The sequence below is a fragment of the Aeromonas sp. S41-2 genome (assembly GCF_027705845.1).
Taxonomy (GTDB): domain Bacteria; phylum Pseudomonadota; class Gammaproteobacteria; order Enterobacterales; family Aeromonadaceae; genus Aeromonas; species Aeromonas hydrophila.
In genome coordinates, this window is the sequence record NZ_JAPDCG010000016.1 from 22,309 (window position 1) to 46,172 (window position 23,864).

The 23,864-nt window shown below is 62.9% G+C and carries 25 protein-coding genes; 13 read left to right on the forward strand and 12 right to left on the reverse strand.

What is annotated here, in order from left to right; all coding sequences use genetic code 11:
• Positions 1-95 precede the first annotated feature (95 nt).
• The 3 genes from OKC44_RS21260 to OKC44_RS21270 are packed head-to-tail and all read left to right on the forward strand — an operon-like array spanning position 96 to position 2,176.
• A complete protein-coding gene (locus OKC44_RS21260; protein WP_270814973.1) occupies positions 96-539 on the forward strand; it encodes a PTS sugar transporter subunit IIA in 444 nt (147 codons plus the stop codon).
• Between the two features lie 32 nt (positions 540-571).
• Positions 572-859, forward strand: a complete 288-nt coding sequence (locus tag OKC44_RS21265; protein WP_016349013.1) for a PTS sugar transporter subunit IIB — start codon at positions 572-574, stop codon at positions 857-859.
• 60 nt (positions 860-919) lie between these two features.
• Positions 920-2,176, forward strand: a complete 1,257-nt coding sequence (locus tag OKC44_RS21270) for a PTS ascorbate transporter subunit IIC (protein ID WP_011704190.1) — start codon at positions 920-922, stop codon at positions 2,174-2,176.
• 66 nt (positions 2,177-2,242) lie between these two features.
• Here the strand turns inward: OKC44_RS21270 and waaA are convergent, their stop codons facing one another.
• Positions 2,243-3,508, reverse strand: coding sequence for a lipid IV(A) 3-deoxy-D-manno-octulosonic acid transferase (gene waaA, locus OKC44_RS21275; protein WP_270814975.1), 1,266 nt, complete (start codon positions 3,506-3,508; stop codon positions 2,243-2,245).
• Between the two features lies 1 nt (position 3,509).
• On the reverse strand, positions 3,510-4,625 hold the full coding sequence (gene waaF, locus OKC44_RS21280) for a lipopolysaccharide heptosyltransferase II (RefSeq protein WP_016349010.1): 1,116 nt from the start codon (positions 4,623-4,625) through the stop codon (positions 3,510-3,512).
• Positions 4,626-4,866: 241 nt separating this feature from the next.
• Between waaF and OKC44_RS21285 the strand changes: the two genes are divergently transcribed.
• Positions 4,867-5,655, forward strand: a complete 789-nt coding sequence (locus tag OKC44_RS21285) for a glycosyltransferase family 2 protein (protein WP_270814978.1) — start codon at positions 4,867-4,869, stop codon at positions 5,653-5,655.
• Positions 5,656-5,724: 69 nt separating this feature from the next.
• Here the strand turns inward: OKC44_RS21285 and OKC44_RS21290 are convergent, their stop codons facing one another.
• The gene (locus OKC44_RS21290) at positions 5,725-6,768 is read right to left on the reverse strand and encodes a glycosyltransferase family 9 protein (protein ID WP_017411134.1); all 1,044 of its coding nucleotides are present in this window, start codon (positions 6,766-6,768) and stop codon (positions 5,725-5,727) included.
• 223 nt (positions 6,769-6,991) lie between these two features.
• On the opposite strand from OKC44_RS21290, the gene coaD reads away from it, so the two are divergent.
• Positions 6,992-7,474 (forward strand): pantetheine-phosphate adenylyltransferase, encoded by a 483-nt coding sequence (coaD, locus tag OKC44_RS21295; protein WP_011704185.1) that lies wholly within the window; start codon positions 6,992-6,994, stop codon positions 7,472-7,474.
• 53 nt (positions 7,475-7,527) lie between these two features.
• On the opposite strand, the gene OKC44_RS21300 is transcribed toward coaD, so the two are convergent.
• From OKC44_RS21300 to radC, 6 genes are all read right to left on the reverse strand, one after another.
• Entirely contained in the window at positions 7,528-8,409 is an 882-nt protein-coding gene (locus tag OKC44_RS21300; protein ID WP_270814980.1) for a VirK/YbjX family protein, read from the reverse strand.
• A 178-nt stretch (positions 8,410-8,587) separates the two neighbouring features.
• Positions 8,588-9,400 carry a bifunctional DNA-formamidopyrimidine glycosylase/DNA-(apurinic or apyrimidinic site) lyase gene (mutM, locus tag OKC44_RS21305; RefSeq protein WP_270814982.1) on the reverse strand — a complete coding sequence of 271 codons (813 nt, stop codon included), beginning with the start codon at positions 9,398-9,400 and terminating at the stop codon, positions 8,588-8,590.
• 30 nt (positions 9,401-9,430) lie between these two features.
• On the reverse strand, positions 9,431-9,886 hold the full coding sequence (locus tag OKC44_RS21310) for a hypothetical protein (RefSeq protein WP_011704182.1): 456 nt from the start codon (positions 9,884-9,886) through the stop codon (positions 9,431-9,433).
• A 93-nt stretch (positions 9,887-9,979) separates the two neighbouring features.
• On the reverse strand, positions 9,980-10,147 hold the full coding sequence (gene rpmG, locus OKC44_RS21315; protein WP_005307500.1) for a 50S ribosomal protein L33: 168 nt from the start codon (positions 10,145-10,147) through the stop codon (positions 9,980-9,982).
• A gap of 11 nt (positions 10,148-10,158) precedes the next feature.
• The gene (gene rpmB / locus OKC44_RS21320) at positions 10,159-10,395 is read right to left on the reverse strand and encodes a 50S ribosomal protein L28 (protein WP_005307492.1); all 237 of its coding nucleotides are present in this window, start codon (positions 10,393-10,395) and stop codon (positions 10,159-10,161) included.
• A gap of 136 nt (positions 10,396-10,531) precedes the next feature.
• Positions 10,532-11,206 carry a RadC family protein gene (gene radC, locus OKC44_RS21325; RefSeq protein ID WP_011704181.1) on the reverse strand — a complete coding sequence of 225 codons (675 nt, stop codon included), beginning with the start codon at positions 11,204-11,206 and terminating at the stop codon, positions 10,532-10,534.
• 147 nt (positions 11,207-11,353) lie between these two features.
• Here radC and coaBC point away from each other — a divergent pair, with 147 nt between their 5' ends.
• From coaBC to OKC44_RS21345, 4 genes are all read left to right on the forward strand, one after another.
• A complete protein-coding gene (gene coaBC / locus OKC44_RS21330; protein ID WP_101616877.1) occupies positions 11,354-12,556 on the forward strand; it encodes a bifunctional phosphopantothenoylcysteine decarboxylase/phosphopantothenate--cysteine ligase CoaBC in 1,203 nt (400 codons plus the stop codon).
• Positions 12,557-12,596: 40 nt separating this feature from the next.
• Positions 12,597-13,055, forward strand: coding sequence for a dUTP diphosphatase (dut, locus tag OKC44_RS21335; protein WP_016349004.1), 459 nt, complete (start codon positions 12,597-12,599; stop codon positions 13,053-13,055).
• Between the two features lie 68 nt (positions 13,056-13,123).
• Positions 13,124-13,720, forward strand: coding sequence for a nucleoid occlusion factor SlmA (slmA, locus tag OKC44_RS21340; RefSeq protein WP_011704178.1), 597 nt, complete (start codon positions 13,124-13,126; stop codon positions 13,718-13,720).
• Between the two features lie 186 nt (positions 13,721-13,906).
• Complete coding sequence (locus OKC44_RS21345; protein ID WP_011704177.1) at positions 13,907-14,743, forward strand: mechanosensitive ion channel domain-containing protein; 837 nt, start codon at positions 13,907-13,909, stop codon at positions 14,741-14,743.
• 125 nt (positions 14,744-14,868) lie between these two features.
• Here the strand turns inward: OKC44_RS21345 and OKC44_RS21350 are convergent, their stop codons facing one another.
• Positions 14,869-15,057 (reverse strand): holin, encoded by a 189-nt coding sequence (locus OKC44_RS21350; RefSeq protein ID WP_005323764.1) that lies wholly within the window; start codon positions 15,055-15,057, stop codon positions 14,869-14,871.
• Positions 15,058-15,473: 416 nt separating this feature from the next.
• Between OKC44_RS21350 and pgi the strand changes: the two genes are divergently transcribed.
• Entirely contained in the window at positions 15,474-17,123 is a 1,650-nt protein-coding gene (pgi, locus tag OKC44_RS21355) for a glucose-6-phosphate isomerase (protein ID WP_270814986.1), read from the forward strand.
• A gap of 148 nt (positions 17,124-17,271) precedes the next feature.
• On the opposite strand, the gene ilvC is transcribed toward pgi, so the two are convergent.
• A complete protein-coding gene (gene ilvC, locus OKC44_RS21360) occupies positions 17,272-18,753 on the reverse strand; it encodes a ketol-acid reductoisomerase (protein WP_029305272.1) in 1,482 nt (493 codons plus the stop codon).
• Positions 18,754-18,962: 209 nt separating this feature from the next.
• Here ilvC and ilvY point away from each other — a divergent pair, with 209 nt between their 5' ends.
• Positions 18,963-19,856, forward strand: a complete 894-nt coding sequence (ilvY, locus tag OKC44_RS21365; protein ID WP_016349000.1) for an HTH-type transcriptional activator IlvY — start codon at positions 18,963-18,965, stop codon at positions 19,854-19,856.
• Here ilvY and OKC44_RS21370 read toward each other — a convergent pair.
• Entirely contained in the window at positions 19,845-20,717 is an 873-nt protein-coding gene (locus tag OKC44_RS21370; protein WP_270814990.1) for a substrate-binding periplasmic protein, read from the reverse strand. The two genes, ilvY and OKC44_RS21370, sit on opposite strands and share 12 nt — an antisense overlap.
• A 169-nt stretch (positions 20,718-20,886) precedes the next feature.
• Between OKC44_RS21370 and OKC44_RS21375 the strand changes: the two genes are divergently transcribed.
• Positions 20,887-21,078 (forward strand): hypothetical protein, encoded by a 192-nt coding sequence (locus OKC44_RS21375; RefSeq protein ID WP_270814991.1) that lies wholly within the window; start codon positions 20,887-20,889, stop codon positions 21,076-21,078.
• A gap of 72 nt (positions 21,079-21,150) precedes the next feature.
• Complete coding sequence (locus OKC44_RS21380) at positions 21,151-23,727, forward strand: bifunctional acetate--CoA ligase family protein/GNAT family N-acetyltransferase (protein ID WP_270814993.1); 2,577 nt, start codon at positions 21,151-21,153, stop codon at positions 23,725-23,727.
• The last annotated feature ends 137 nt before the right edge of the window (positions 23,728-23,864 follow it).

The window sequence follows — 23,864 nt, forward strand, 5'->3', positions numbered from 1 at the left end:
GCTATCTGGTAGCGCTAACTTTCGCGATCAGGCTCACAGTTATCAGCCGGCAAGATCGCTAGATTGGCGCCATCTTATCCAGCCCGGACATTGCCATGCTGACCCAATTGCTGACCGAGGAGGTCATTTCCATCGAAGCGGGGGCCCGCGACTGGCGCCACGCCATCGAGCTGGCCACCGCCCCCCTGCTGGCCAACGGCACCATCGAGTCCTCCTATGTGGCGGCGCTCTATCGCTCCCACGAGGAGCTCGGCCCCTACTACGTGCTGGGCCCGGGCCTGGCCATGCCCCACGCCCGCCCGGAAGACGGCGTCAACCGGCTGGGACTGGCGCTGACCGTGCTGAAGGAGGGGGTCAACTTCGGCTCCGAGGGCAACGACCCGGTCCGGCTGCTGGTCACCCTGGCCGCCAGCGACAGCGACTCCCACGTGGAGACCATCGCCCAGCTGGCCGAGCTGTTCATGAATGAAGAAGACGTGGCGGCCATCATGGCGGCCACCAGCAAAGACGACATCTTGCGCATCCTGGCGCGTTATTGAGTGGCGCCCTGCGCCCGACAGAGGAAGAGAACATGAAGATTCTGGTTGTATGCGGACACGGCCTGGGCACCAGCCTGATGATGGAGATGAGCATCAAGAGCATTCTCAAGGAGCTGGCCGTGACGGCCGAGGTGGATCACCGGGATCTCGCCTCCGCCGGCAGCGAGAGCGCCGAGATCTTTGTCGCCACCCGCGACATCGCCGAACAGCTGGTCAGCATGGGGGTCGACGGCCGGCTGGTGTCGCTGGACAACATGGTCGACAAGGCCGCCATGAAAGAAAAACTCGCCATCGCCCTGCGCGAGCTGGGCGCACTCTAACCCCTTTGCGACTGTCTGGGCGGCCGGTGAGCCGCCGCTTCCATCTGCTTGGAGCTGACCATGGAATTTTTCAATTTTCTGATGTTTGACGTGCTGTCGGAGCCGGCCGTGCTGGTCGGCCTGATCGCCCTCATCGGCCTGATCGCCCAGAAGAAACCGGTGACCGAGTGCATCAAGGGCACGGTCAAGACCATCATGGGCTTCGTCATCCTGGGGGCCGGCGCCACCCTGGTGGTGAACTCGCTGGGCGACTTCGCCACCATCTTCCAGCACGCCTTCGGCATCAAGGGGGTGGTGCCCAACAACGAGGCCATCGTCTCCATCGCCCAGCAGTCGTTCGGCAAGGAGATGGCGATGATCATGTTCTTCGCCATGCTGGTGAACATCCTGATCGCCCGGCTCACCCCGTGGAAATTCATCTTCCTGACCGGTCACCACACCCTGTTCATGTCGATGATGGTGGCGGCCATCCTCTCCGCCGGCGGCATGAGCGGCATCCCGCTCATCGCGGTGGGCAGCCTGGTGGTCGGCGTGACCATGGTGCTGTTCCCGGCCCTCGCCCACCCCTACATGAAGCAGATCACCGGCTCCGATGACGTGGCGCTCGGCCACTTCTCCACCTGCTCCTACGTGCTGGCCGGCTGGATCGGCGCCAAGTTCGGCAACAAGGCCCACAGCAGCGAAGAGGTGCAGGTGCCCAAGAGCCTGCTGTTCCTGCGCGATACCCCGGTGGCCATCTCCTTCACCATGGGCATCATCTTCCTCATCACCTCCGCCTTCGCCGGGCCCGAGTTCGTCGCCAGCGTCGCCAAGGGCAAGCACTGGTTCATGTTCTCCCTGATGCAGTCCATCACCTTCGCCGCCGGTGTCTACGTGATCCTGCAGGGGGTGCGGATGGTCATCGCCGAGATCGTGCCGGCCTTCAAGGGGATCTCCGACAAGCTGGTGCCCAACGCCAAGCCGGCGCTGGACTGCCCCATCGTCTTCCCCTACGCCCCCAATGCGGTGCTGATCGGCTTCCTGTCGAGCTTCGCCGCCGGTCTGGTGGGCATGGTGCTGCTCTACCTGCTGGGGCTCACCGTCATCATTCCGGGCGTCGTGCCACACTTCTTCGTCGGCGCGGCAGCCGGGGTATTCGGCAACGCCACCGGCGGCCGTCGCGGCGCCCTGCTGGGGGCCTTCGCCAACGGCCTGCTGATCACCTTCCTGCCGGTATTCCTGCTGCCGGTGCTGGGGGATCTCGGCTTTGCCAACACCACCTTCAGCGATGCCGACTTCGGCGTGGTGGGGATCCTGCTCGGCCTGATCGTGCGCTGAGCCAGCCTCGCCAAAACAAAAACGGAGCGCCATGCGCTCCGTTTTTTTATGTCCGCCAGCCCGGATTCAGTCATTCTCCAGGCTGGCGAGGCAGTGAGACAAGGTGCGCGCCAGCGCCCCCTGGTTGCGCAGCACCACGGCGCGGGCCTGCTCGCCCATCTCCCGGCGTCGGCTCTCGTCGGCCAGCAGCACACTCACCTGCTCCCCCAGCTCGGCGGCATCGGCCACCACGGCGGCGCCCCCCTGGGCCACCAGCTGGCGGGTGATGTCGCTGAAGTTGAAGTAGGCGGGGCCGCTCAGACAGGGTTTACCCAGCGCAGCCGGCTCCAGCAGGTTGTGGCCGCCCACCTTGACCAGGCTGCCGCCGACGAAGGCCACGTCGGCCGCCGCCAGCATCAGCGGCAGCTCGCCCATGGTATCGCCCAGATAGATCTTGTCGCGCTCGCCGACCGCACTGCCCGCCGTGCGCCGCACGCAGCCGTAGGGGGCGCACTGCGCGGCCACCCGCTCGAACCGTTCGGGGTGGCGCGGCACCAGAATGAGCAGCGCAGTGGGATGGTGCTTGAGCAGCAGATCAAAGGCGGCCAGCACCTGCTCATCCTCCCCCTGATGGGTGCTGGCAGCGATCCAGACCGGCCGCTCCTCCCCCAGCAGTTGGCGCAGGGCACGGCCCCTGGCCTGCACCTGCTCATCGAGCTGGATGTCGAACTTGATGGAACCGGTCACCGCCAGCCGCTCGCGCCCCAGCCCCAGCCGATGGAAGCGATCCGCGTCGTCCTGGTGCTGGCAGAGCAGGTGGGTCAGCGGCCGGCTGAGGGCATCGAACGCCCCCTGAAAGCGGCCATAGCGCTGGCAGGATCGCTCCGAGAGGCGGGCATTGATGATGGTCACCGGCAGGTGGCGCGCCTCGCAGGCGGCCAGCCAGTTCGGCCACAGTTCGGTTTCCATCACCCAGAGCGCGCGCGGTTTGACTGCATTGAGGAACGCCGCCACCGCCCAGGGGTAGTCGAGCGGGGCGTAGCGGTGCTCCACCAGATCCCCCAGCCTGGCGGCCTGCTCGGCGCCGGTGCGAGTGGTGGTGGTGAGCAGGATCGGCAGATCAGGCCGCTCGGCCTTGAGGGCGCGGATGAAGGGACTCATGGCCAGCGTCTCCCCCACGCTCACCGCATGGATCCAGAGCGGCGCTTCCTGCCCGGTGGCGGGCGTCCGCCCCAGGTGCTCGGCCCAGCGCTTGCCAAAGCCGGGCTTGCCCTTCTTCGGCTTGTAGAGCGCCAGCAGCGCCAGCGGCAAGCCCAGATGGATCAGCAGGTTGTAGAGCAGCCGATAGCCCATGCTAGTGCGGCTCCCCGCGCTTGCCCGGCTCGGCGACGAAACGGGGCGGTTCGCCGGGCGGCAGCGCCAGCGGCGGGGCCGGCGTCTCGCTGCACTCCAGCCGGCGGCCAGCCTCGATGACCTGCTCCGGCATCAGCTCGATCAGGCACTTGAGGTGGCCGAACTTGCAGGTGCGCTTGAAGCAGGGGCGGCACTCAATGTCGGTGTGGACGATCTCGACCCGGTCCGCCAGTGGCGGGGTATAGAGCGGCGAAGTGGAACCATAGACCCCGATCAGCGGCCGGTTGAGGGCGGCGGCGACGTGCATCAGGCCGGAGTCGTTGGCGATCACCCGCCCGGCCAGCGCCATCAGGTCGATCGCTTCGTACAGATTGGTCTTGCCCGCCAGCACGTGGCAGTTGGGGCGCGACAGCGGGTTGATCCGATCGCGGATGGTGTTGGCCACCGCCGCGTCCTTGGCGGAGCCGAAGATCCACACCTGCCAGCCCTCGTCGAGGTGTTTTTGCGCCACCACGGCGTAGTGGCCCTCCGGCCAGCGCTTGGCCGGGCCGAACTCGGCCCCCGGGCAGAGCACCAGCACCGGGCGGGCGCGATCCAGTCCGAGCCGCTCCAGCGCCTTCTCCTGGTTGATGAGATCGACGTTGAGGGCCGGCTGGGGAATCGTCGGGATGTCGGCCCGGCTCTTCATCTGTGCCTTGGGATAGGCCAGCGCCAGGTAGGCCTCCACCATCAGCGGAAAGGCAGACTTATTGCTGCGCATGTCGTTGAGCAGACCGAAGCGGTGCTCCCCCTTCCAGCCGGTGCGCACCGGGATGCGGGCAAACCAGGGGATCAGCGCCGACTTCATGGAGTTGGGCTGGATGATGGCCTGATCGTACTTCTCGGCCGCCAGCTGCTTGCCGAGCCGGCGGCGGGCCCCCAGCTTGAAGTCGCCGTGGCCAAGCGGCATCGGGATGGCTTTATCCACCTCCGGCATCCGCTCCAGCAGGGCACCACACCAGGCGGGCGCCATCACGTGCAGCTCGCTGTCGGGGTGATTGGCCTTGATCGCCTTGTAGAGGCTCTGGGACATCACCATGTCGCCGACCCAGGAGGGGCCGATCACCAATATTTTCATCTCGCGCGTCTCTTGGGCCAAGCCCTGCGGTTAATCGTTGCTGGCCGAGATTATGCCCCAAGAATGGCCCGAGAAATAACAGAAGATCCCCGCACCACCCGCTCTCATGCCAAAAAGCATCCCATTTGAAACTGACGCAGCCCCGGCAGCCGGAACCATGCTCCGCCTGCCTTTTTAGGCTAGAATGGGCGCCAATTTGAGCATGGCCCGCCAGCCGGGCGCCAACAAGAGCCTTTAATCCGTGAACAAACCGACTCTGGCGGCTGTCCTTATCGTCAAGAATGAAGCCGAAAACCTGCGCCCCTGCCTCGCCTCCCTCGACGGGCTGGTCGACGAGATCGTCATCATGGACTCCGGCAGCCAGGACGAGACCCCGGCCATCGCCGCCGAATTCGGCGCCCGCTTCTTCGTCAATCCGGTGTGGCCGGGCTTCGGTCGCCAGCGCCGCCTCGCCCAGTCCCACGTGCAATGCGACTGGGTGCTGTGGCTGGATGCGGACGAGCGGCTCACCCCCGAGCTGAAAACCGCCATCGCCGCCGTCATGGCCAACCCGGCCAGCGACACCATCTACTCGATCCCGCGCCTCTCCTGGGTGTTCGGCCGCTTCATCCGCCACAGCGGCTGGTATCCGGACCGGGTGCTGCGCCTCTATCCCAAGGCGCTCACCAGCTACAACGAGGTGCTGGTGCACGAGAAGGTGGAAGTGCGCGCCAACATGAAGATCGTCAACCTGCACGGCGACCTGCTCCACTTCACCTATCGGGATCTGGAGCACTACCTGGTCAAGTCCGCCGGCTATGCCCGCGCCTGGGCCGATCAGCGCACCGCCCGCGGCAAGAAGGGCTCCCTCGGCCAGGGGCTGGTGCACGCGCTGGGCTGCTTCCTCAAGATGTACCTGCTCAAGGCCGGCTTCCTCGATGGCAAGCAGGGGCTCTTGCTGGCCATCCTGTCGGCCCACTCCACCTTCGTCAAATACGCCGACCTCTGGATCCGCCAGCAGCCGCAGGCTCCGGATCAGGCTGACCAGTAAGCCGCAGCACTCCCCCTCATACGAGACAGGGCCCTTCAAGGGCCCTGTCTGCATTTACATCATCCGGTATCAGTGTTCAGCGCGCCAGAACGGCGGCGCCCAGCGGGCGATCGCCGCCGCCATGGTCTTGGGATCGAGCTGGCTCATGTCTTCCGGGTGATCGCTGTCTTCCGGCGGGCTGAACGCCAGGTGGCGCCCTTCGCTGTTGAGCGGACGCCAGCGCAGCGGCGTCGCCGAACGGTGGGCCGGGAAGAAGCCGATGGTGGGCACATCCAGCGCCGCAGCGATGTGCAGCGGCCCGGTGCTGCCCGCCACGAACAGGGCGGCGTTAGCCATCACCTGGCAGAACTTGGGCAACCCCTCGTCGGAGCGGTAGATCCAGCCGTTGCCGCCGTGGGCCAGCAGCTCGGCCGCCAGCTGTTCGGCGATCTTCTCCTCCCCCGGCCCCGCGGTCAGGATGCACTGCAGCTCGGGACAGGCCTGGTTGAGCTTGATGATGAGGCGGGCGTACTGCTCGATGGAGAGGTTGTTGGCCGAGCCACCGCTGCCGGCATGCACCATCAGCCAGGGGCGACCGGCATCGAGCCGCAGGCGGGCGGCGACCTGCTCGCGCACCTGTTGCAGGCTCTTCGCATCGAAGCTGAGGTAGGGGCCCTGCGGCTCCACCGCGCTCACCTGCTGGTCGGCAAGGAAGCGGCGCACCAGATCCAGGTTGTATTCGTACTCCGGCTTCTGGGAGCGGGAGCGGCGCTGGATCAGGCGCTGGTTGTAGAGCACCTGAGCCAGCTTGGTGGCCGGTGCCAACCGGTAGGGAATGTGCGCCTTCCACACCAGCATGGCGTTGCGGGAGTTGGAGAAGAGGCAGATGGAGGCATCGAAGGCGGCGGCCTTGATGCGCGCCTGCAAGGCGCGTTGCTGTTCCTTGTCGGCCCGTGAGCCCGGATCCAGGATGATCTCGTCAATCCAGGGGCAGAGGCGGGCCAACGGCGCCGTGTAGGCAGGAACCAGGGCAGTCACATGACACTCCATGGAGCGCTTGAGCATGGCAAAGCTCGGCCAGGCCAGCATGAAGTCACCAATCTTGTCATTGCGGACTACCAGAATACGTTTCATAAAAAATCCCTTTGCTCCCTGTCACCAATGCAAGGAGGCTTGATGCGCGGTGCGGGTATTCTTGCCTGATGTATCGCTATTCTCAAGCGAAGAGACCCGATGACCCCGATTTGGATCGGCAAAGCCGGCCTTGGGGCGCCAAAACTCGCCCCAAGGCGGTCGCACCAATCCCACAACAGACCCTATAATGCGACCAAATTTCCCGGTTGCAGGAATCAGCAGCATGACCAACAAGGTAATCTATCCCGGCACCTTCGATCCCGTCACCAACGGCCACACCGACCTCATCGGCCGGGCCGCCAAACTGTTTGATGAAGTGGTAGTCGGGGTGGCCAACAGCCCGAGCAAGCGGCCGCTGTTCGATCTGGACGAGCGGGTGCAGCTGGCTCGCCAGGTGACCGCCCACCTGCCCAACGTTAAGGTGGTCGGTTTCTCCGGCCTCTTGGTGGATTTCGCCAGGGAGCAGCAGGCCAACGTGCTGATCCGCGGTCTGCGCGCCGTCTCCGACTTCGAGTACGAATTCCAGCTGGCCAACATGAACCGTCGCCTGATGCCGGAGCTGGAGAGCGTATTCCTTACCCCGGCCGAGGAGAACTCTTTCATCTCCTCCACCCTGGTGAAGGAGGTCGCCCTGCACGGCGGCGACATCCGCCAGTTCGTCGACCCTGCCGTGGCCGCCGCCATCAAGGCCAAACAGACCAAGTAACAACGAAACAGGCTACCCGAGGGTAGCCTGTTTGCTGCTGGGGCCTGTACGGCTCAGCCCGCCAGGCGCGGGCCCAGCAGTTGCTGACTCGCCAGGGTCAGCTGATCGAGCCACTCGTAACGGCGCCGGTACATGGCCCGCTTCTTGGAGGCGATCTCCTCCAGCGGCTTGCGCTGAGCGGGCTGCAGCCGTACGAAGTTGTCATCCAGATCGATGGCGCCAAACTCCTGCCACAGCTCGTCATAGTCCGCCTGCAGACAGGCTTTCTTCTTCTTGCTGTAACGCCGGGCCTGATAGATGTGGGCCTTCATCCGCACCGCCGAGATATGCTCGGCCTGCATCGCCTCGGCCAGCTGCATCACCAGCATCACCACCAGCGACTTGGGCCGCAGACCGTGGCCCTCCTTGGTCAACGCACGCACCTTGTCCTGCGCCTGCTCGATGCAGGGCTCCGGCCCCTGTACCGAACCGATCACCAGAGCCAGTCGGTTGGGAGTGCCGGCCAGCGAGAAGGCGCAGCTGTAGAGCCGCTTGCCCTGCGGGTCGACGATGGAGAGGGCGAGCTCCGCCTCGCGGCGGAAGGTGCCGTCGTGGCGCAGCACGATGCGGCAGCCGCTCTCGGGATAACGGCCGAGCTCGATGCCATCCCCCAGATAGAGCGGGTCGATCAGATCCGGGTAGCGGGCCAGCATCAGCCGGTAGTGATTTTCCAGCATCTCGGCCCGCTCGGTCGCAGTGGAGCCGGCAAAACGATAGGGCCGCATCGGTTTGTCGAGCAGCTCGGGATAGTGGGCAGGCAGGGCCTTGAGCGGTTCGGCCTGAAACAGCTCGAACACCCGGCTCAGCTGCTGCCGATAGAGCAGGCTGCGCAGCACGAACTTGGCGCGATTGAAGGTTTTGCGGGCGCTGTCATCGGGATAGAGGAAGCGCGCCATTTTTTGGGCACAATAGTGCCCCTGCCGGGACAAATGGTCCCAGTCTATTGATTTAGCTGTCATTTTATTTTCTCAAACCGCCTGAACGGTCGAGATAGTAGTGACAGGCGAGCAAATCTTCAACAGACTGGAAATACTCTCTTACAACTTGGCCATTTCAGGCCAAAAAAACCGCGATTCAGCGCTGGCAGTGGGAACAGAACACGGTGGTACGCTGCCCCAGCCGGATTTCACTGAGCAGGGTGTGGCAGTGAAAACAGGGCTGGCCGCCCCGCCCGTACACCTGCAGCTGCTGCACAAAATAGCCCGGTTTGCCGTCTGCGCTGGTGAAATCCTTGAGGGTGGTGCCACCCTGCCGAATCGCTTCGGCCAGCACCCGCTTGATCTCGGCCACCAGGGTGCCCAAGCGCTCGGCGCTGATGTTGCCCGCCGCCCGCTTGGGGTGAATGCCGGCGGCGTAGAGCGCCTCGTTGGCGTAAATATTGCCCACCCCGACCACCACATGGTTGTCCATCAGGAAGGTCTTGATGGGGGTGCTGCGCCCCTTGGCGCGCTCACGCAGGTAATCAGCATTGAACGCATCGGTGAGCGGCTCCGGCCCCAGCTTGGCCAGCAGCGCGTGCGCCTCGGCCGGCTCGCGGGTCCACAGCAGTGCGCCGAAGCGACGCGGATCGTTGAGCCGCAGCAGCTTGCCGTTGGCCAGCTCGATGTCCACGTGATCGTGCTTCTCGGCCGGGGTGCCGATGTCCAGCACCCGCAGGCTGCCCGACATGCCCAGATGGAGGATGGCGGTGCCAAAGTCGGTCTCCAGCAGCAGGTACTTGGCGCGGCGGCTGACCCGGTGGATGGTGAGATCCACCAGCTCCTGGATTTCCCCCGGCACCGGCCAGCGCAGACGGCCGTCCCGCACCACCACTCGGGTGACCTTGATGCCGGTAAGCCAGGGCGAGATACCCTGGCGGCTGACTTCGACTTCCGGTAATTCAGGCATGGGATCCTCGTGCTGACGCTGAAAAAGGGGTTAGGGAGCGGGACGCAGCAGGCTGCGGTACTGCTCCTGGCTCAGGCTGAGCCAGGTCGAGGGCGGCAGCAGGGCGGCAAACTTGCCGCTGTCCTGATAGAGGCCCACCTCGATGGGATCGGTCTGGCCGGCGACCCAGATCTTGAGGGTAACCGGGTTGCCGCGCACGGATTCGCCGGGCGGCAGCAACCAGCCCTGCCAGGCCTCGATGTGCGCCGCCAGCTGGGCACTGCTGAGTCCCAGATCCGGCCCGCTGCGCCAGCCCTGCCCGATCCGTTCGATCTGCCAGCTCGGCCCCTGCCAGGTGAGCACCACAGCGCTGTCAGGCAGCAGCGGACGCGCCCGTTTGGCGCTGTTCTCCTGCTGGGCCAGCTCCAGCCGGTGCAACAGGGTGATCACGATCAGCACCACCACGATGATCACGTTGTTCCAGCCTTTGCGGCTCAGTTTGAACATGACAAGCCTCCCTTAGAACCGGCAGTGTACTGAATTTCGGCCATAAAAAAACCCGGCACTAGGCCGGGTTTTTGGGAATGCAGCATCAAGCAATTACTTGATTTTGCCTTCCTTGTAGATCACATGCTGACGAACAACGGGATCAAACTTTTTGATCTCCATTTTTTCGGGCATGGTGCGCTTGTTCTTGGTAGTGGTATAGAAGTGACCAGTACCGGCGCTGGAGTTCAGGCGAATTTTCTCGCGAATACCTTTAGCCATGATCTAATTCCTTATACCTTAACACCGCTGGCGCGCAGTTCAGCCAGAACCACTTCAACGCCACGCTTGTCGATGATACGCATGCCTTTTGCGGATACGCGCAGGCTTACGAAGCGTTTTTCACTCTCAACCCAAAAACGGTGAGTGTGCAGGTTCGGCAGGAAACGACGCTTGGTAGCGTTGTTAGCGTGCGAACGGTTGTTACCAACTGCCGGGCGCTTGCCGGTTACTTGGCATACTCTAGACATGTCAGTCTCTCCAAATCTTACTTCATTGCTCGAGCAAATATCTGCCCCGCTGGCCTTCGATTGCGGGGCAAACAGAAGGCGGCATTTTATACAGCATCCGTGATCAAAGATCAACTAATACGGCGCCAGAGCACAGTCATAACCAACCGCGCTCGGCGAAAGAAACCGTGATGCCGTCACCGATCACCAAGTGATCCAGCACTCTGATATCGATCAGGGCCAAGGCGGCCGTGATCCGATCCGTGATCTGGCGGTCGGCCCGACTGGGCTCGGCGACGCCGGACGGGTGATTATGCGCCAGAATCACGGCGGCTGCATTATGTTTGAGTGCGATCTGCACGATTTCTCTGGGCCAGACGCTCGCCGAGTCGAGGGTGCCGTAAAAAAGTTCAACGAATTGAATCACTCGGTGCTGGTTGTCGAGCAGCAACAGGGCAAACACCTCCCGCGGTCGATCCCGCAGCTGAGCCTGCAGATAGTCCCGGGTCAACTGGGGCGAGGTGAGTGGATCGCCCCTTTGCAACTGCTCGGCCAGATGGCGCTTGCCCATCTCTAGCACGGCCTGCAGCTGGGCATATTTGGCCGGTCCAAGGCCGTGCGCCGCGCAAAAAGCCCGCTGTTCGGCGCCAAGCAACGCCCGCAACGAACCAAATTGCTGCAACAGATGGCGGGAGAGATCGACCGCACTCAGACCGCTGACCCCGGTACGCAGGAAGATCGCCAGCAGCTCGGCGTCGGACAAACCGCCAGGCCCCTGACGCAGCAGCTTCTCGCGCGGGCGTTCATCTTCCGGCCACTCCTTGATGCTCATTTGTCTCTCCCTCATGCCTATTGAGAGAAAACATAGCAAAAAATCGCGGGAGCCCGACCACAAGTCCCCCATGTCAGCCTCTGTCGTCGTCCGCTGCCTGTGGTATCTTAGCCGACCAGTCAGAGTGAGCCGGAAGAGAAGCAGCAGATGAGATTGGCCGATAAACGCATCCTGTTGGGTGTCAGCGGCGGGATCGCCGCCTACAAGAGTGCCGAGCTGGTACGCCGCCTGAAAGATCAGGGGGCCGAGGTACGGGTGGTGATGACCCGTTCCGCCAAGGAGTTCATCACCCCGCTGACCCTGCAGGCCGTCTCCGGCCACCCGGTGGCCGACAGTCTGCTGGATCCCGCCGCCGAGGCGGGCATGGGCCACATCGAGCTGGCCAAGTGGGCCGATCTGGTGCTGATCGCCCCGGCCAGCGCCAACCTGATGGCCCGCATGGCCGCCGGCATGGCCGACGAGCTGCTGACCACCCTCTGCCTGGCCACCCCGGCACCGGTGGCACTGGCGCCCGCCATGAACCAGCAGATGTACCTCAACGCCGCCACCCAGGCCAACCTCAAGACTCTGGCCAGCCGCGGCATCCTGCTGTGGGGGCCGGATTCCGGCAGCCAGGCCTGCGGTGACGTGGGCCCGGGCCGGATGCTGGATCCCCTCGAACTAGTTGAACGCTGCTGCCAGCAACTCGCCGCCGAGCCACTGCTGGCCGGGGTCAGGCTGCTGCTCACCGCCGGGCCGACCCGCGAGGCGCTCGATCCCGTGCGCTACATCAGTAACCACAGCTCCGGCAAGATGGGCTACGCCATCGCCCGCGCCGCCCGTGAAGCGGGCGCCGAGGTGACGCTGGTGAGCGGCCCGGTGGCACTGGCCCCCCCGGCGGGCGTCACCCGTGTCGACGTGGAAAGTGCCGAGCAGATGCATCAGGCGGTGATGAGCCGGGTCGGCGAGTGCGACCTCTTCATCGGCTGCGCCGCCGTCGCCGACTACCGCCCCGCGCAGGTGGCCAACCAGAAGATCAAGAAGACCGGTGACAACGACCAGATGCAGCTGACATTGGTCAAGAACCCCGACATCATCGCCGCCGTGGGGGCTTTGTCAGACAAGCCCTTCACCGTCGGATTTGCCGCAGAAACCGTGGATGTGGAACAATACGCCCTCGACAAACTGCAGCGTAAGCGGCTGGACATGATCGCCGCCAACGACGTATCTCGTGCGGGCCAGGGCTTCAACGCCGATGACAACGCCCTGACCGTGTTCTGGCAAGGGGGTCAAGCACCCCTGCCCCTGGCCGATAAGCTGACGCTGGCTCGTCATCTCATCGCCCTGATTGCAGACCACTACCGGCACTGAGCCAGTCAATCGACCACCTCCACTCCATTAAAAACGATTTATGACAACACAAATTGAACTGAAGATTCTGGATGCCCGCATCGGCACCGAGTACCCGCTGCCCGCCTACGCCACACCGGGTTCCGCCGGCATGGATCTGCGCGCCCTGCTGGATGCCCCGCTGACCCTGGCCCCGGGTGATACCACGCTAGTGCCGACCGGGCTGGCCATCCACATTCAGGATCCGGGCCTGTGTGCCACCATCCTGCCCCGCTCCGGCCTCGGTCATAAGCACGGCATCGTGCTGGGCAACCTGGTCGGCCTCATCGATTCCGACTACCAGGGCCAGCTGATGGTCTCGGTGTGGAACCGTGGCAATGACAGCTTCACCATGCAGCCCGGCGAGCGCATCGCCCAGCTGGTGATCATGCCGGTAGTTCAGGCCAGCTTCCAACTGGTCGATGAGTTCAATCAGAGCGAACGGGGTGAAGGCGGTTTTGGTTCTTCTGGTCGCCAATAACAGACCACACCTGCCCGTGCGGCGGTGCCTAATAACAGAATCAGGCCATTGTTTTTTTAGGGGAATCCATGGCAAGCAGTAATCAGAAACAGAGTCGGCGCGATCAGATCCTGCAGGCGCTCGCCCACATGCTGGAGACCAGCCCTGGCCAGCGCATCACCACGGCCCGTCTGGCGGCCGAGGTGGGGGTATCCGAGGCCGCGCTCTATCGACATTTTCCCAGCAAGGCGCGAATGTTCGAGGGGCTGATCGACTTTATCGAGGATTCCCTGCTGTCACGGGTCAACCTGATCATGGCCGAAGAGAAGGACACCATGGCCCGCTGCCACCACATACTGCAGCTGCTGCTGGTGTTCGCCGAGCGCAATCCCGGCATCACCCGCATCCTCAATGGCGATGCCCTCTTGGGCGAGCACGACCGGCTGCGGGATCGCATCAGCGTCCTGTTTGACAAGCTGGAGACCCAGATCAAGCAGGTGCTGCGGGAAAAGCGGCTGCGTGAAGGCCAGGGCTTCCAGCTCGACGAGACCATGCTGGCCAACCTGCTGCTGGCCTACACCGAGGGACGCATCAGCCAGTTCGTCCGCTCCGAGTTCAAAATCAAGCCCACCGCCGGCTTTGAAGATCAGTGGCAGTTTATCCGCAGCCAGCTGCTGCAGAGCTGACCAGCCCAATTTGCAATCAGTAGCGGCCACGCCGCTCCAGACGGGTTGCAGTAAAGAGGGAGGCCTTGGCCTCCCTTGTTTTTTGTGGCACAAAAGAGACGATGAGCACCAGATGCGACCCGGATTGTCGCATTCCAGTGTTAGATTCATGCGTCATAAACCTTTTATCGCCTGACAGGACACCCTATGGAACCCGAAATCATCACCGAAGCGCAGACCTGGCTGGTCAACAACCAGGGCCTGCTGATCGAGTATGCCGTCAACATCGCGGCCGCCCTGATCACCCTGCTGGTCGGCTATATCGCCGCCAACCTCATCAGCAGCGCCGTGGTCAAGGTGATGCAGGCCCGCAAGTTGGACACCACTGTCACCCACTTCGTCGGCAGCATCCTCAAGTACGCCATCCTGGTGTTCGTGGTGATCGCCGCGCTGGGCCGGGTCGGGGTGCAGACCGCCTCCTTCGTCGCCATTATCGGTGCCGCCGGTCTGGCCATCGGTCTGGCGCTGCAAGGCTCGCTCTCCAACTTCGCCGCCGGCTTCCTGCTCATCATCTTCCGCCCCATTAAGGCAGGTGAGTTCATCGAGGTGGCAGGCACCAATGGCGTGGTGCAATCCGTTCAGCTGTTCACCACCACCCTCACCTCCGGTGACAACAAAATGGTGGTGGTGCCCAACTCCGCCATCCTCAACGGCACCATCGTCAACTACTCGCGCATGGATACCCGCCGGGTCGACATGACCTTCGGCATCGGCTATGGCTCGGATCTGCGCAAGGCCAAGCAGATCCTGGAACGGCTGGTCAGCGAAGAGCCGCGCATCCTCAAGGAGCCGGCCGCCACCATCGCCGTCGCCGCGCTGGCCGACTCCTCGGTCAATATCGTGGTGCGCCCCTGGGTCAAGACCGGCGACTACTGGGGAGTCTGGTTCGACTTCCACGAGAAGGTGAAGCTCACCTTCGATGCCGAAGGCATCGAGATCCCCTTCCCGCAGATGGTCATGCACATGCAAAAGCCGCAGGCCTGAGTCCCCTCCTGAATGTCACAATGCCAGCCTCCGGGCTGGCATTGTCGTTTCCGATCCCCTGACGGGCATAAAAAATCCGGCCACCCTGGGCCGGACTTTGTGTTCAGCATGCCGGGGACGTCGACTTACACCAGCCGACGAGCCACCCGGTTGAGCAGCGGTTGCACCAGCACATAGCCTCCCAGCACGGCACCGATCACCGCCAGCACCCGTAACGGCAAGGTAGGCGCCGCACTGGTCAGTACCATGGTCAGCAGGCCGATGAGGCCGGTGGCGATCAGGCTCAGAGCAAACAGGGACAACACAGCTTTCATAGCGATCTCCTCATTCCAGACAATGGCCATCCCTGGGAGATCTCGTCCATTCGCTCATATGCTAGCCAGCCTCCAGTACCAACAACTTGCGCCTGCGCATGAAATGAGCAAAAAGGCGCCTGTCGAATACTCTTTTGGCTGCCAGGCCAAACTGCCACCCCACTCGCAGCATGCCCTCGCCCTGAAAGCCCTTTCAGCGGCGGCAAGCCCGACCAAGTATGCGCAAACGCAAGATCCGGCTGCCATCAGTGACTCATAATCGCAGCGTTTTGGTTGTAAACTCGGTCGATGGCAGACAATTGGTAAAGCTCTGTTACACGGGCGGCGCAGCTGGCCCGGTATAATGCTCGAATAATAAGGTTTGGCGGGAGCCTTGCCTGCAAGGTTCATACACAACTTGGAAGACTGATAATCCTATGAAAAACATCAATCCAACCCAGACCCAGGCCTGGCAGGCACTGGAAGCCCACTTTGCAGCGAACAAAGAGACCCGGCTCAAGGATCTGTTCGCGCAGGACCCGAAGCGCTTTGACAAGTTTTCCCTTACCTTCGGCGGAGACATCCTGGTCGATTACTCGAAGAACCTGATCACCGAAGAAACCCTCAAGTTGCTGGTTGATCTGGCCAAAGAGACCGATCTTCGCAGCGCGATCGATGCCATGTTCAATGGCGAAAAGATCAACATGACCGAAGGCCGCTCCGTACTGCACGTGGCCCTGCGCAACCGCTCCGATCGCCCCATCGAGTGCGACGGCAAGGATGTGATGCCGGAAGTGAATGCCGTACTGGCCAAGATGACAGGCTTCTGCGAGAAGATCATCTCCGGCGAGTGGAAAGGCTACACCGGCAAGGCGATCCAGCACGTGGTCAACATCGGCATCGGTGGCTCCGATCTGGGCCCGGTGATGATCACCGAGGCACTGCGCCCTTACAAAAACCACCTGCAGATGCACTTCGTCTCCAACGTCGATGGCACCCATATCGCCGAGACCCTGAAGAAGATCGATCCGGAAACCACCCTGTTCCTGGTGGCCTCCAAGACCTTCACCACTCAGGAGACCATGACCAACGCCCTGACCGCCCGCGATTGGTTCATCAAGATCGCCGGTGACAAGGCTCACGTTGCCAAGCACTTCGCTGCGCTCTCCACCAACGGCAAGGCCGTGGCCGAGTTCGGCATCGACACCAACAACATGTTCGAGTTCTGGGACTGGGTTGGCGGCCGCTACTCCTCCTGGTCTGCCATCGGCATGCCCATCGCCCTCTCCGTCGGTTTCGAAAACTTCGAAGCCCTGCTGCAAGGCGCCTTCGAGATGGACATGCACTTCGCCACTGCCTCCTATGAGCAGAACGTGCCGGTGCTGCTGGCGCTGATCGGCCTGTGGTACAACAACTTCTACGGTGCCGAGTCCGAAGCCATCCTGCCGTACGATCAGTACATGCACCGCTTCCCTGCCTACTTCCAGCAGGGCAACATGGAGTCCAACGGCAAGTACGTGGATCGCAACGGCAAGCCGGTTGACTACCAGACCGGCCCCATCATCTGGGGTGAGCCGGGTACCAACGGCCAGCACGCCTTCTACCAGCTGATCCACCAGGGCACCAAGCTGATCCCCTGTGACTTCCTGGCACCGGCCATCAGCCACAACCCGATCGGCGACCACCACCCGAAACTGCTGGCCAACTTCTTCGCCCAGACCGAGGCGCTGGCCTTCGGCAAGAGCAAGGAACAGGTCGAAGCCGAGTTCCTGGCGGCTGGCAAAACCCTGGAGCAGGTCAAGGATCTGGTGCCGTTCAAGGTGTTCGAAGGCAACCGCCCGACCAACTCCATCCTGTTCAAGAGCCTGACCCCGAAAACGCTTGGCTCTTTGATTGCCATGTACGAGCACAAGATCTTCGTACAGGGCGCAATCTGGAACATCTTCAGCTTCGACCAGTGGGGCGTGGAGCTGGGCAAGCAGCTGGCCAACAAGATCCTGCCGGAGCTTAACACCGATGCGGCTGTCACCAGCCACGACTGCTCCACCAACGGTCTGATCAACACCTGGAAAGCGTGGAAAGCCTGATTTAGCCGGCCTTTCTGAATGCAAAAGCCCCGCTCGATGAGCGGGGCTTTTTTATGGCCGGGTTTTCTGGCGGGCCGGTCGGGTGTCCAGCCCGGCCGGCGACGGGGATCGTCACCCCCGCCCCTTCATCATCCTGCCTTATGCCGGCTTAACCGCCGACGGCGATGCGTTTCATGTCTTTCATATAACCGCGCAGTACTTGACCGATCGCTTCGATGGGGTGGTTGCGGGTCGCCTCATTAGCTGCCAGCAGTGCCAGGTTGTCGACGCTCTGCTCATCCGCCTTGCTGGCACCCAGGTCGCCCGCTTTCAGGGTCGGCATGAAGTGCTCGCGCAGCAACGGCACGGCAGCGTTGGCGAACAGGTAGTTGCCGTACTCGGCGGTGTCGGAGATGACCACGTTCATCTCGTACAGACGCTTGCGGGCAACGGTGTTGGCGATCAGCGGCAGCTCGTGCAGGGATTCGTAGTAGGCAGACTCTTCATAGATGCCGGAGGCCACCATGGTTTCGAACGCCAGCTCGACACCCGCCTTGACCATGGCCACCATCACCACGCCATTGTCGAAGTACTCCTGCTCGGCAATCTTGCCTGCAAACGCCGGCGCGTTTTCGAAGGCGGACTTGCCGGTCTCTTCGCGCCAGCCGAACAGCTTGGCATCGTCTTCGGCCCAGTCGGCCATCATGCCGCGGGAGAACTCACCGGCGATGATGTCGTCCATGTGCTTCTCGAACAGCGGGCGCATCAGGGTCTTGAGCTGCTCGGAGAGTTCGAAGGCGCGCAGCTTGGCCGGGTTGGACAGACGGTCCATCATCAGGCTGATACCCCCCTGCTTCAGGGCTTCGGTGATGGTCTCCCAACCGAACTGGATCAACTTGCCGGCATAGGCCTTGTCGGTCCCTTCGGCAACCAGCTTGTCGTAGCAGAGCAGGGAACCGGCCTGCAGCATGCCGCAGAGGATGGTCTGCTCGCCCATCAGGTCAGATTTCACTTCCGCCACGAAGGAGGACTCCAGCACCCCGGCACGGTCGCCACCGGTGGCAGAGGCCCACGCCTTGGCGATGGCCATGCCTTCACCCTTGGGGTCGTTCTCCGGGTGAACGGCGATCAGGGTCGGTACGCCGAAACCGCGTTTGTACTCTTCACGCACTTCGGTACCCGGGCACTTCGGCGCCACCATCACGACCGTGATGTCGGAGCGGATCTGCTGACCCTCTTCCACCACGTTGAAACCGTGGGAGTAGCCCAGCGCGGCGCCCTGCTTCATCAGCGGCATCACGGTTTTCACCACGTCGGAGTGCTGCTTGTCCGGGGTCAGGTTCAGCACCAGATCGGCGGTCGGGATCAGCTCTTCATAGGTGCCGACCGCGAAGCCGTTGTCGGTGGCCTTCTGCCAGGAGGCGCGCTTCTCTGTGATGGCGGCCTTGCGCAGGGCGTAGGAGATATCCAGCCCGGAGTCGCGCATGTTCAGGCCCTGGTTCAGACCCTGGGCACCACAGCCCACAATCACCACCTTCTTGCCCTTCAGCACGTTGCAGCCGTCCGCGAACTCTTCGCGCTGCATGAAACGACACTTGCCCAGCTGGGCCAACTGCTGACGCAGGTTCAAGGTGTTGAAATAGTTAGCCATGGTGATTGCTCCGTTCGATTGATTCCATGCCGGATGGCGGCGTTGTCGAAACCACTATAGCGCGGGACACTTATTGCCTGAACTGATATATTCGGAACAGTACGTTGCAATAATTGAAACGTTAACCCTTCATCATCGCCGGCAGGATCTAGCGCCAGATGGCAGATGCCCAGGCTCTCGAGTAGAGATGCCGCACCAGGAGTTGAAAGATGGACCTTCGCAATCTCGAGCTGTTTCTCCACCTCGCCGACTCCCTCCACTTCGGCAAGAGCGCCGATGCCATGGCGGTCAGCCCCTCCACCCTCAGCCGCGCCATCCAGCGGCTGGAGCAGGAGACCGGCTGCGTGCTGTTCGAGCGGGACAACCGCTCGGTGCGGCTCACCCCGGCGGGCGAGAAGCTGCGCGAATTCGGCGGAGCCCTGCTGCAGGAGTGGCGCCAGCTCAAGCAGGAACTCAAGCGCAGCGACGAGCCGCTGCAGGGTCGGCTGCGAGTGTTCTGCTCCGTCACCGCCAGCTACTTCCTGCTGCCCGAAGTACTTGAGCGCTTTCGCCGCCGTTATCCCCAGCTGGAGATCAAGCTGGAGACCGGCGACCCGGCGCTGGCGGTGGACAAAATCCTGGCCGACGAGGCCGATCTGGCCATCGCCGCCCGCCCCGATGCCCTCTCCTCCAAGCTGGAGTTTGCCAGCCTGCAGCAGGTGCCGCTGGTGTTTATCGCCCCCCGCACCGCACCGCAGCAGAGCCAGTGGTTCTCCCAGGGAGAGCCAGACTGGGAACGGCTGCCGCTGATCCTCTCGGAGCAGGGGCTGGCCCGCAAACGCTGCGATCAGTGGCTGCGCAACAAGGGGATCGCCCCCAACATCTATGCGGAGGTGGCGGGCAACGAGGGGATTGTCGCCATGGTGGCGCTCGGCTTCGGGGTGGGGCTGGTGCCAGCGGCGGTGATCGACCACAGCCCCATGGGCGAAAAGGTGCGCATCGTCGAACCCAAGCCGGCGCTCAAGCCGTTCGATGTCGGCATCGCCGTGCTCAAGAAGCGGCTGGAAGAGCCGCTGATCCGTGCCTTCTGGGATACGGCGCGGGGCCAGGGCTCACTGCGCTGACACGGCGGGCAGCGCCGGAGCATAGATGAGCGAGGGATCCTGCATCATGGTGCGGCTGCCGGGCGGCAGATCGGGGTTGCTCAGCTCCAGCATCACCCGCCGATCGAGCTGCAGCCGCCGGATGGTGCTGCCAAAACCCGCCTCGAATACCCGCTCATAGTCACCGGACTGACGGGCTCGCTGCAGACCCAGCTCGATGCGCTTGGCCAGTTCCGGGTACTTGGGCGAGACGAAGAACAGCAGCGCCAGCGGATAGCGAAACACCAGGTGCGGCTCGATGGCCAGCTCAGGGTGTTGCTTGAGCTCCTCCTCGATCTCGATGACCGAGCGCAGGAAGCAGTCGAAGCGCTGCTTGCGCAGCATGTTGAACAGGGCATCGTAGAGGCTGCCAACCACCACGTTGAGGCCGTTCTCCTTGAGCAGACGGGTATCAGGCCAGGATCTGTGCTGGCCGATGCGAAGCCCGGCCTGCTGCCAGTCGGCCAGCGATCGTATGTTGGCGAACCGCCCCTCATCCCCCTGCCGGATGAGGCATACCCGCCAGCCCAGCAGCCCTTTTGCCAGCGGAACATGGATAGCCAGCAGGGTACGTTCGCGCTCCTCGTCGGGAGCAAACACCCCGATCTGCACCAGCTCGCCGCTTTGCAACTCCTTGACCGCCCGTCCCTGCTCCATCGGCGGGCTGGCAATCAGCCGATAGGGACCGTATTCCGGCACGGTCAGATCGAGCGAGAGCCGCAGCAGACCAGCCACAGCGGGATTGGGATGGTCCAGCAGCAGGTTCCAGGCCCTGATGGGCACCTCTCCCGCCAGCACGCTGCCGGCCAACAACATGACGCAACACAACCAGCTCCTGATCATCGCGCACCTCCCCCGCCATCCATTCACTATAACCTCAGGCCTGGCCCCCTTGATGCAGGACGCCGCAGATGTGTGAGCCACTTCGTGTCAAATCTGACAATGGTCAGTCTGAGGAGCGATTCACCGACTAGACTGAATGCTCAGCCTGAATAGAACAAGGAGCCGCGCCATGATGCCCCATCTGATCGAAATCAACAGCTCGCTGCTGTTCGATGAGTACCTGCAGAGCCTGGGCGTACCGCAAACACAGCTCGATCAGGAGCAGGATATCTATCTGCAGGAGCGCCATCTGGCAGCGGTACGCCAGATCCAGGGTGAGCTGAGGTTTTACCTGCGAGCCAGCGCCCTGACCAGGCAGTGATCCGCAACCGGTCACAGAACCGGCGCTGAAAGCGTATTACACTGGCACCATCCGCCACCCACGGGAGTGCCCATGAAACCAAGCGGCCTGGATCGGCTCTTCAAACCCCAGTCAATCGCCGTCATCGGTGCCTCGACCGACCCGCAGAAGGCGGGTCACGTGGTGATAAGACACCTGCTCGCCGGCCAGTTCAAGGGCCCCATCCTGCCAGTCAGCCCACACAGCAAGGCCATTGCCGGCGTGCTGGCCTATGCCGATATCGACAGCCTGCCGCTGGCCCCGGATCTCGCCATCGTCTGTACCCGGCGGGAACGGGTATTGACCCTCATCGAAGCGCTTGGCAAACGGGGGACGGGCGCCGCCATCATACTGGCGGCAGACTTCACTGCGCCGGAGCGGGAGCAGCTGCAACAGCTCAGCCGGCAATACGGCATCCGCCTGCTCGGCCCCAACAGCATGGGGATGCTGCTGCCGGGTCAAGGCATCAATGCCAGCTTCTCGCCGATTGCCGCCAAGCCTGGTCAGGTTGCCTTTCTCTCCCAGTCGGCCGCCGTCAGCACCACCATCCTGGATTGGGCCAAACAGCATGAACTCGGCTTCTCGGCCTTCATCTCCCTTGGCGATCACTGCGACATCAACTTCGGCCAGCTGCTGGATCAGCTCTCTCGCGACAGCGTAACTCGCGCCATCCTGCTCTACATGGACAAGCTGCAGGACGCCCGCCATTTTCTCTCGGCCGCCCGTGCCGCCGCCCGCAACAAGCCCATCCTGGTGCTCAAGAGCGGCCGCCATGAGCCGGACAACGGGCTCGACAACGTCTATGACGCCGCCATCCGCAGGGCCGGCATGCTGCGGGTGCGGGATACCCACGAACTGTTTGCCGCCGTCGAGACCCTGAGTCACTCCCTGACTCTCAAGGGAGAGCGGCTCGCCATCATTTCCAATGGCCGTGGCTTGGCCAACATGGCGATCGACAAGTTGCTGGAGCGGGGCGGCAAGCTGGCGATGCCGCCTCGCGACATCGGCAGCGATGCCGACATCAATGACTATCAGCAGGCTCTCGACGACCTGCTGCAAGGGGATGAGGCTGACGCCATCCTGCTCATCCATGCCCCTTCGCTCACCGCCCGTGGCGCCGCCTTGGCGCGCAGCCTGATCGACTACGTCAAACAGCACCCCAGGGCCAGACGCTTCAATATCCTGACCAACTGGGCGGGAGAATATTCGGCCCAGGAGGGGCGTCGTCTGTTCAGCGAGGCAGGCTTCCCCACCTACCGCACCCCGGAGAGCGCGGTCGCCGCCTTTATGCACATGGTGGAATACCGGCGCAACCAGAAGCAGCTGATGGAAACCCCCGCCTCCCTGCAGGGTGACAAGCTCAACCTAGAGCTGTGCCAGCAGTTGATCAGACAAGCGCTGGAACGCAAACAGCTCACCCTCGACACCCATCTGGCACACCCCATTCTGCAGGCCGCGGGGCTCTCCACGCTGCCGACCTGGATCGTCTCCGATGCCATCGAGGCAACCCTCACCGCGGAGCAGATCGGCTACCCGGTGGCAGTCAAGCTGCGTTCACCAGACATCCTCCACAAGTCGGCAGTACACGGCGTCATGCTCAACCTGCGTACCTCGGCCGAAGTCGCCCAGGCTGCGGACGCCATTCTGGATCGGGTCAGGCAGCACGATCCCGGCGCCCGTATCGAAGGCCTGCTGGTGCAGCGCATGGCGCGCCGCAGCGGCGGATTGGAACTGCGGATCCGACTGCAACAAGACCCCGTATTCGGCCCCGTTATCCTGCTCGGCGAGTCAGGGGCCGAGCCGCAGGAGATGATGGCGGCCCTGCCGCCGCTGAACCAGGCGCTGGCGCGCTACCAGATCATTGGAGCGCTCAAGAGCCGCAAGATCCGCGAGCAGGCCAGTCCGGAGCAACTCGATATCGATGCCCTCGGCCAGGTGTTGTGCCAATTGTCGGAGTTGCTGCTCGCCTTCCCCGAGATCCAGCAACTGGATCTGCACCCACTGCAGGCCTGCGGCGCCGAAATGGTGGTGCTGGATGCCAGCCTGACTCTGCAACCTGCTGAAGAAGGCCGCTGCAGACTGGCTATCCGCCCCTATCCCACCGAGCTGGAAGAGGGGGCCTGGCTCAAAGATCAGAGCCATGTGCTATTGCGCCCGATCCGGCCGGAGGATGAACCGGCTCACAAGCAGTTTGTACTCAAGGTATCGGATGAAGATAGATACAAGCGCTTCTTCGCCGACGTGGGGGAGCTGGGACATGAAGAGCTGGCCCGCATGACCCAGATCGATTACGACCGGGAGATGGCGTTTGTCGCCGTGGGGCAGGATGGTCCGTTCGACCAGCAGATCCTGGGGGTAGTTCGAGCCATTTCCAGCCCGGACCTGTCTGATGCAGAGTTTGCCATCCTGGTGCGCTCCGACCTGAAAGGGCTGGGACTTGGCAAGCTGATGATGGAGAAGATAGTGCGCTATGCTAGAGAGCGTGGCATTGGCCAGCTGTCGGGCATGACCATGCCCAGCAACCGCGGCATGATCAACCTGGCCAAACGGCTTGGCTTCAAGATCGATATCCAGCTGGAAGATGGGGTGGTCAACATGGAACTGCCCTGCGCCAGTCAGGAGCAAGCATAAAGCAGAGAAATCAGCAGTTTATGACCATAAATCGCCGATTTTGTAAAATAAAAAACCCCGCTCAGATGAGCGGGGTTTCTCGTGTTGGGTGCCTGGCAGTGTCCTACTCTCGCATGGCGAATGCCACACTACCATCG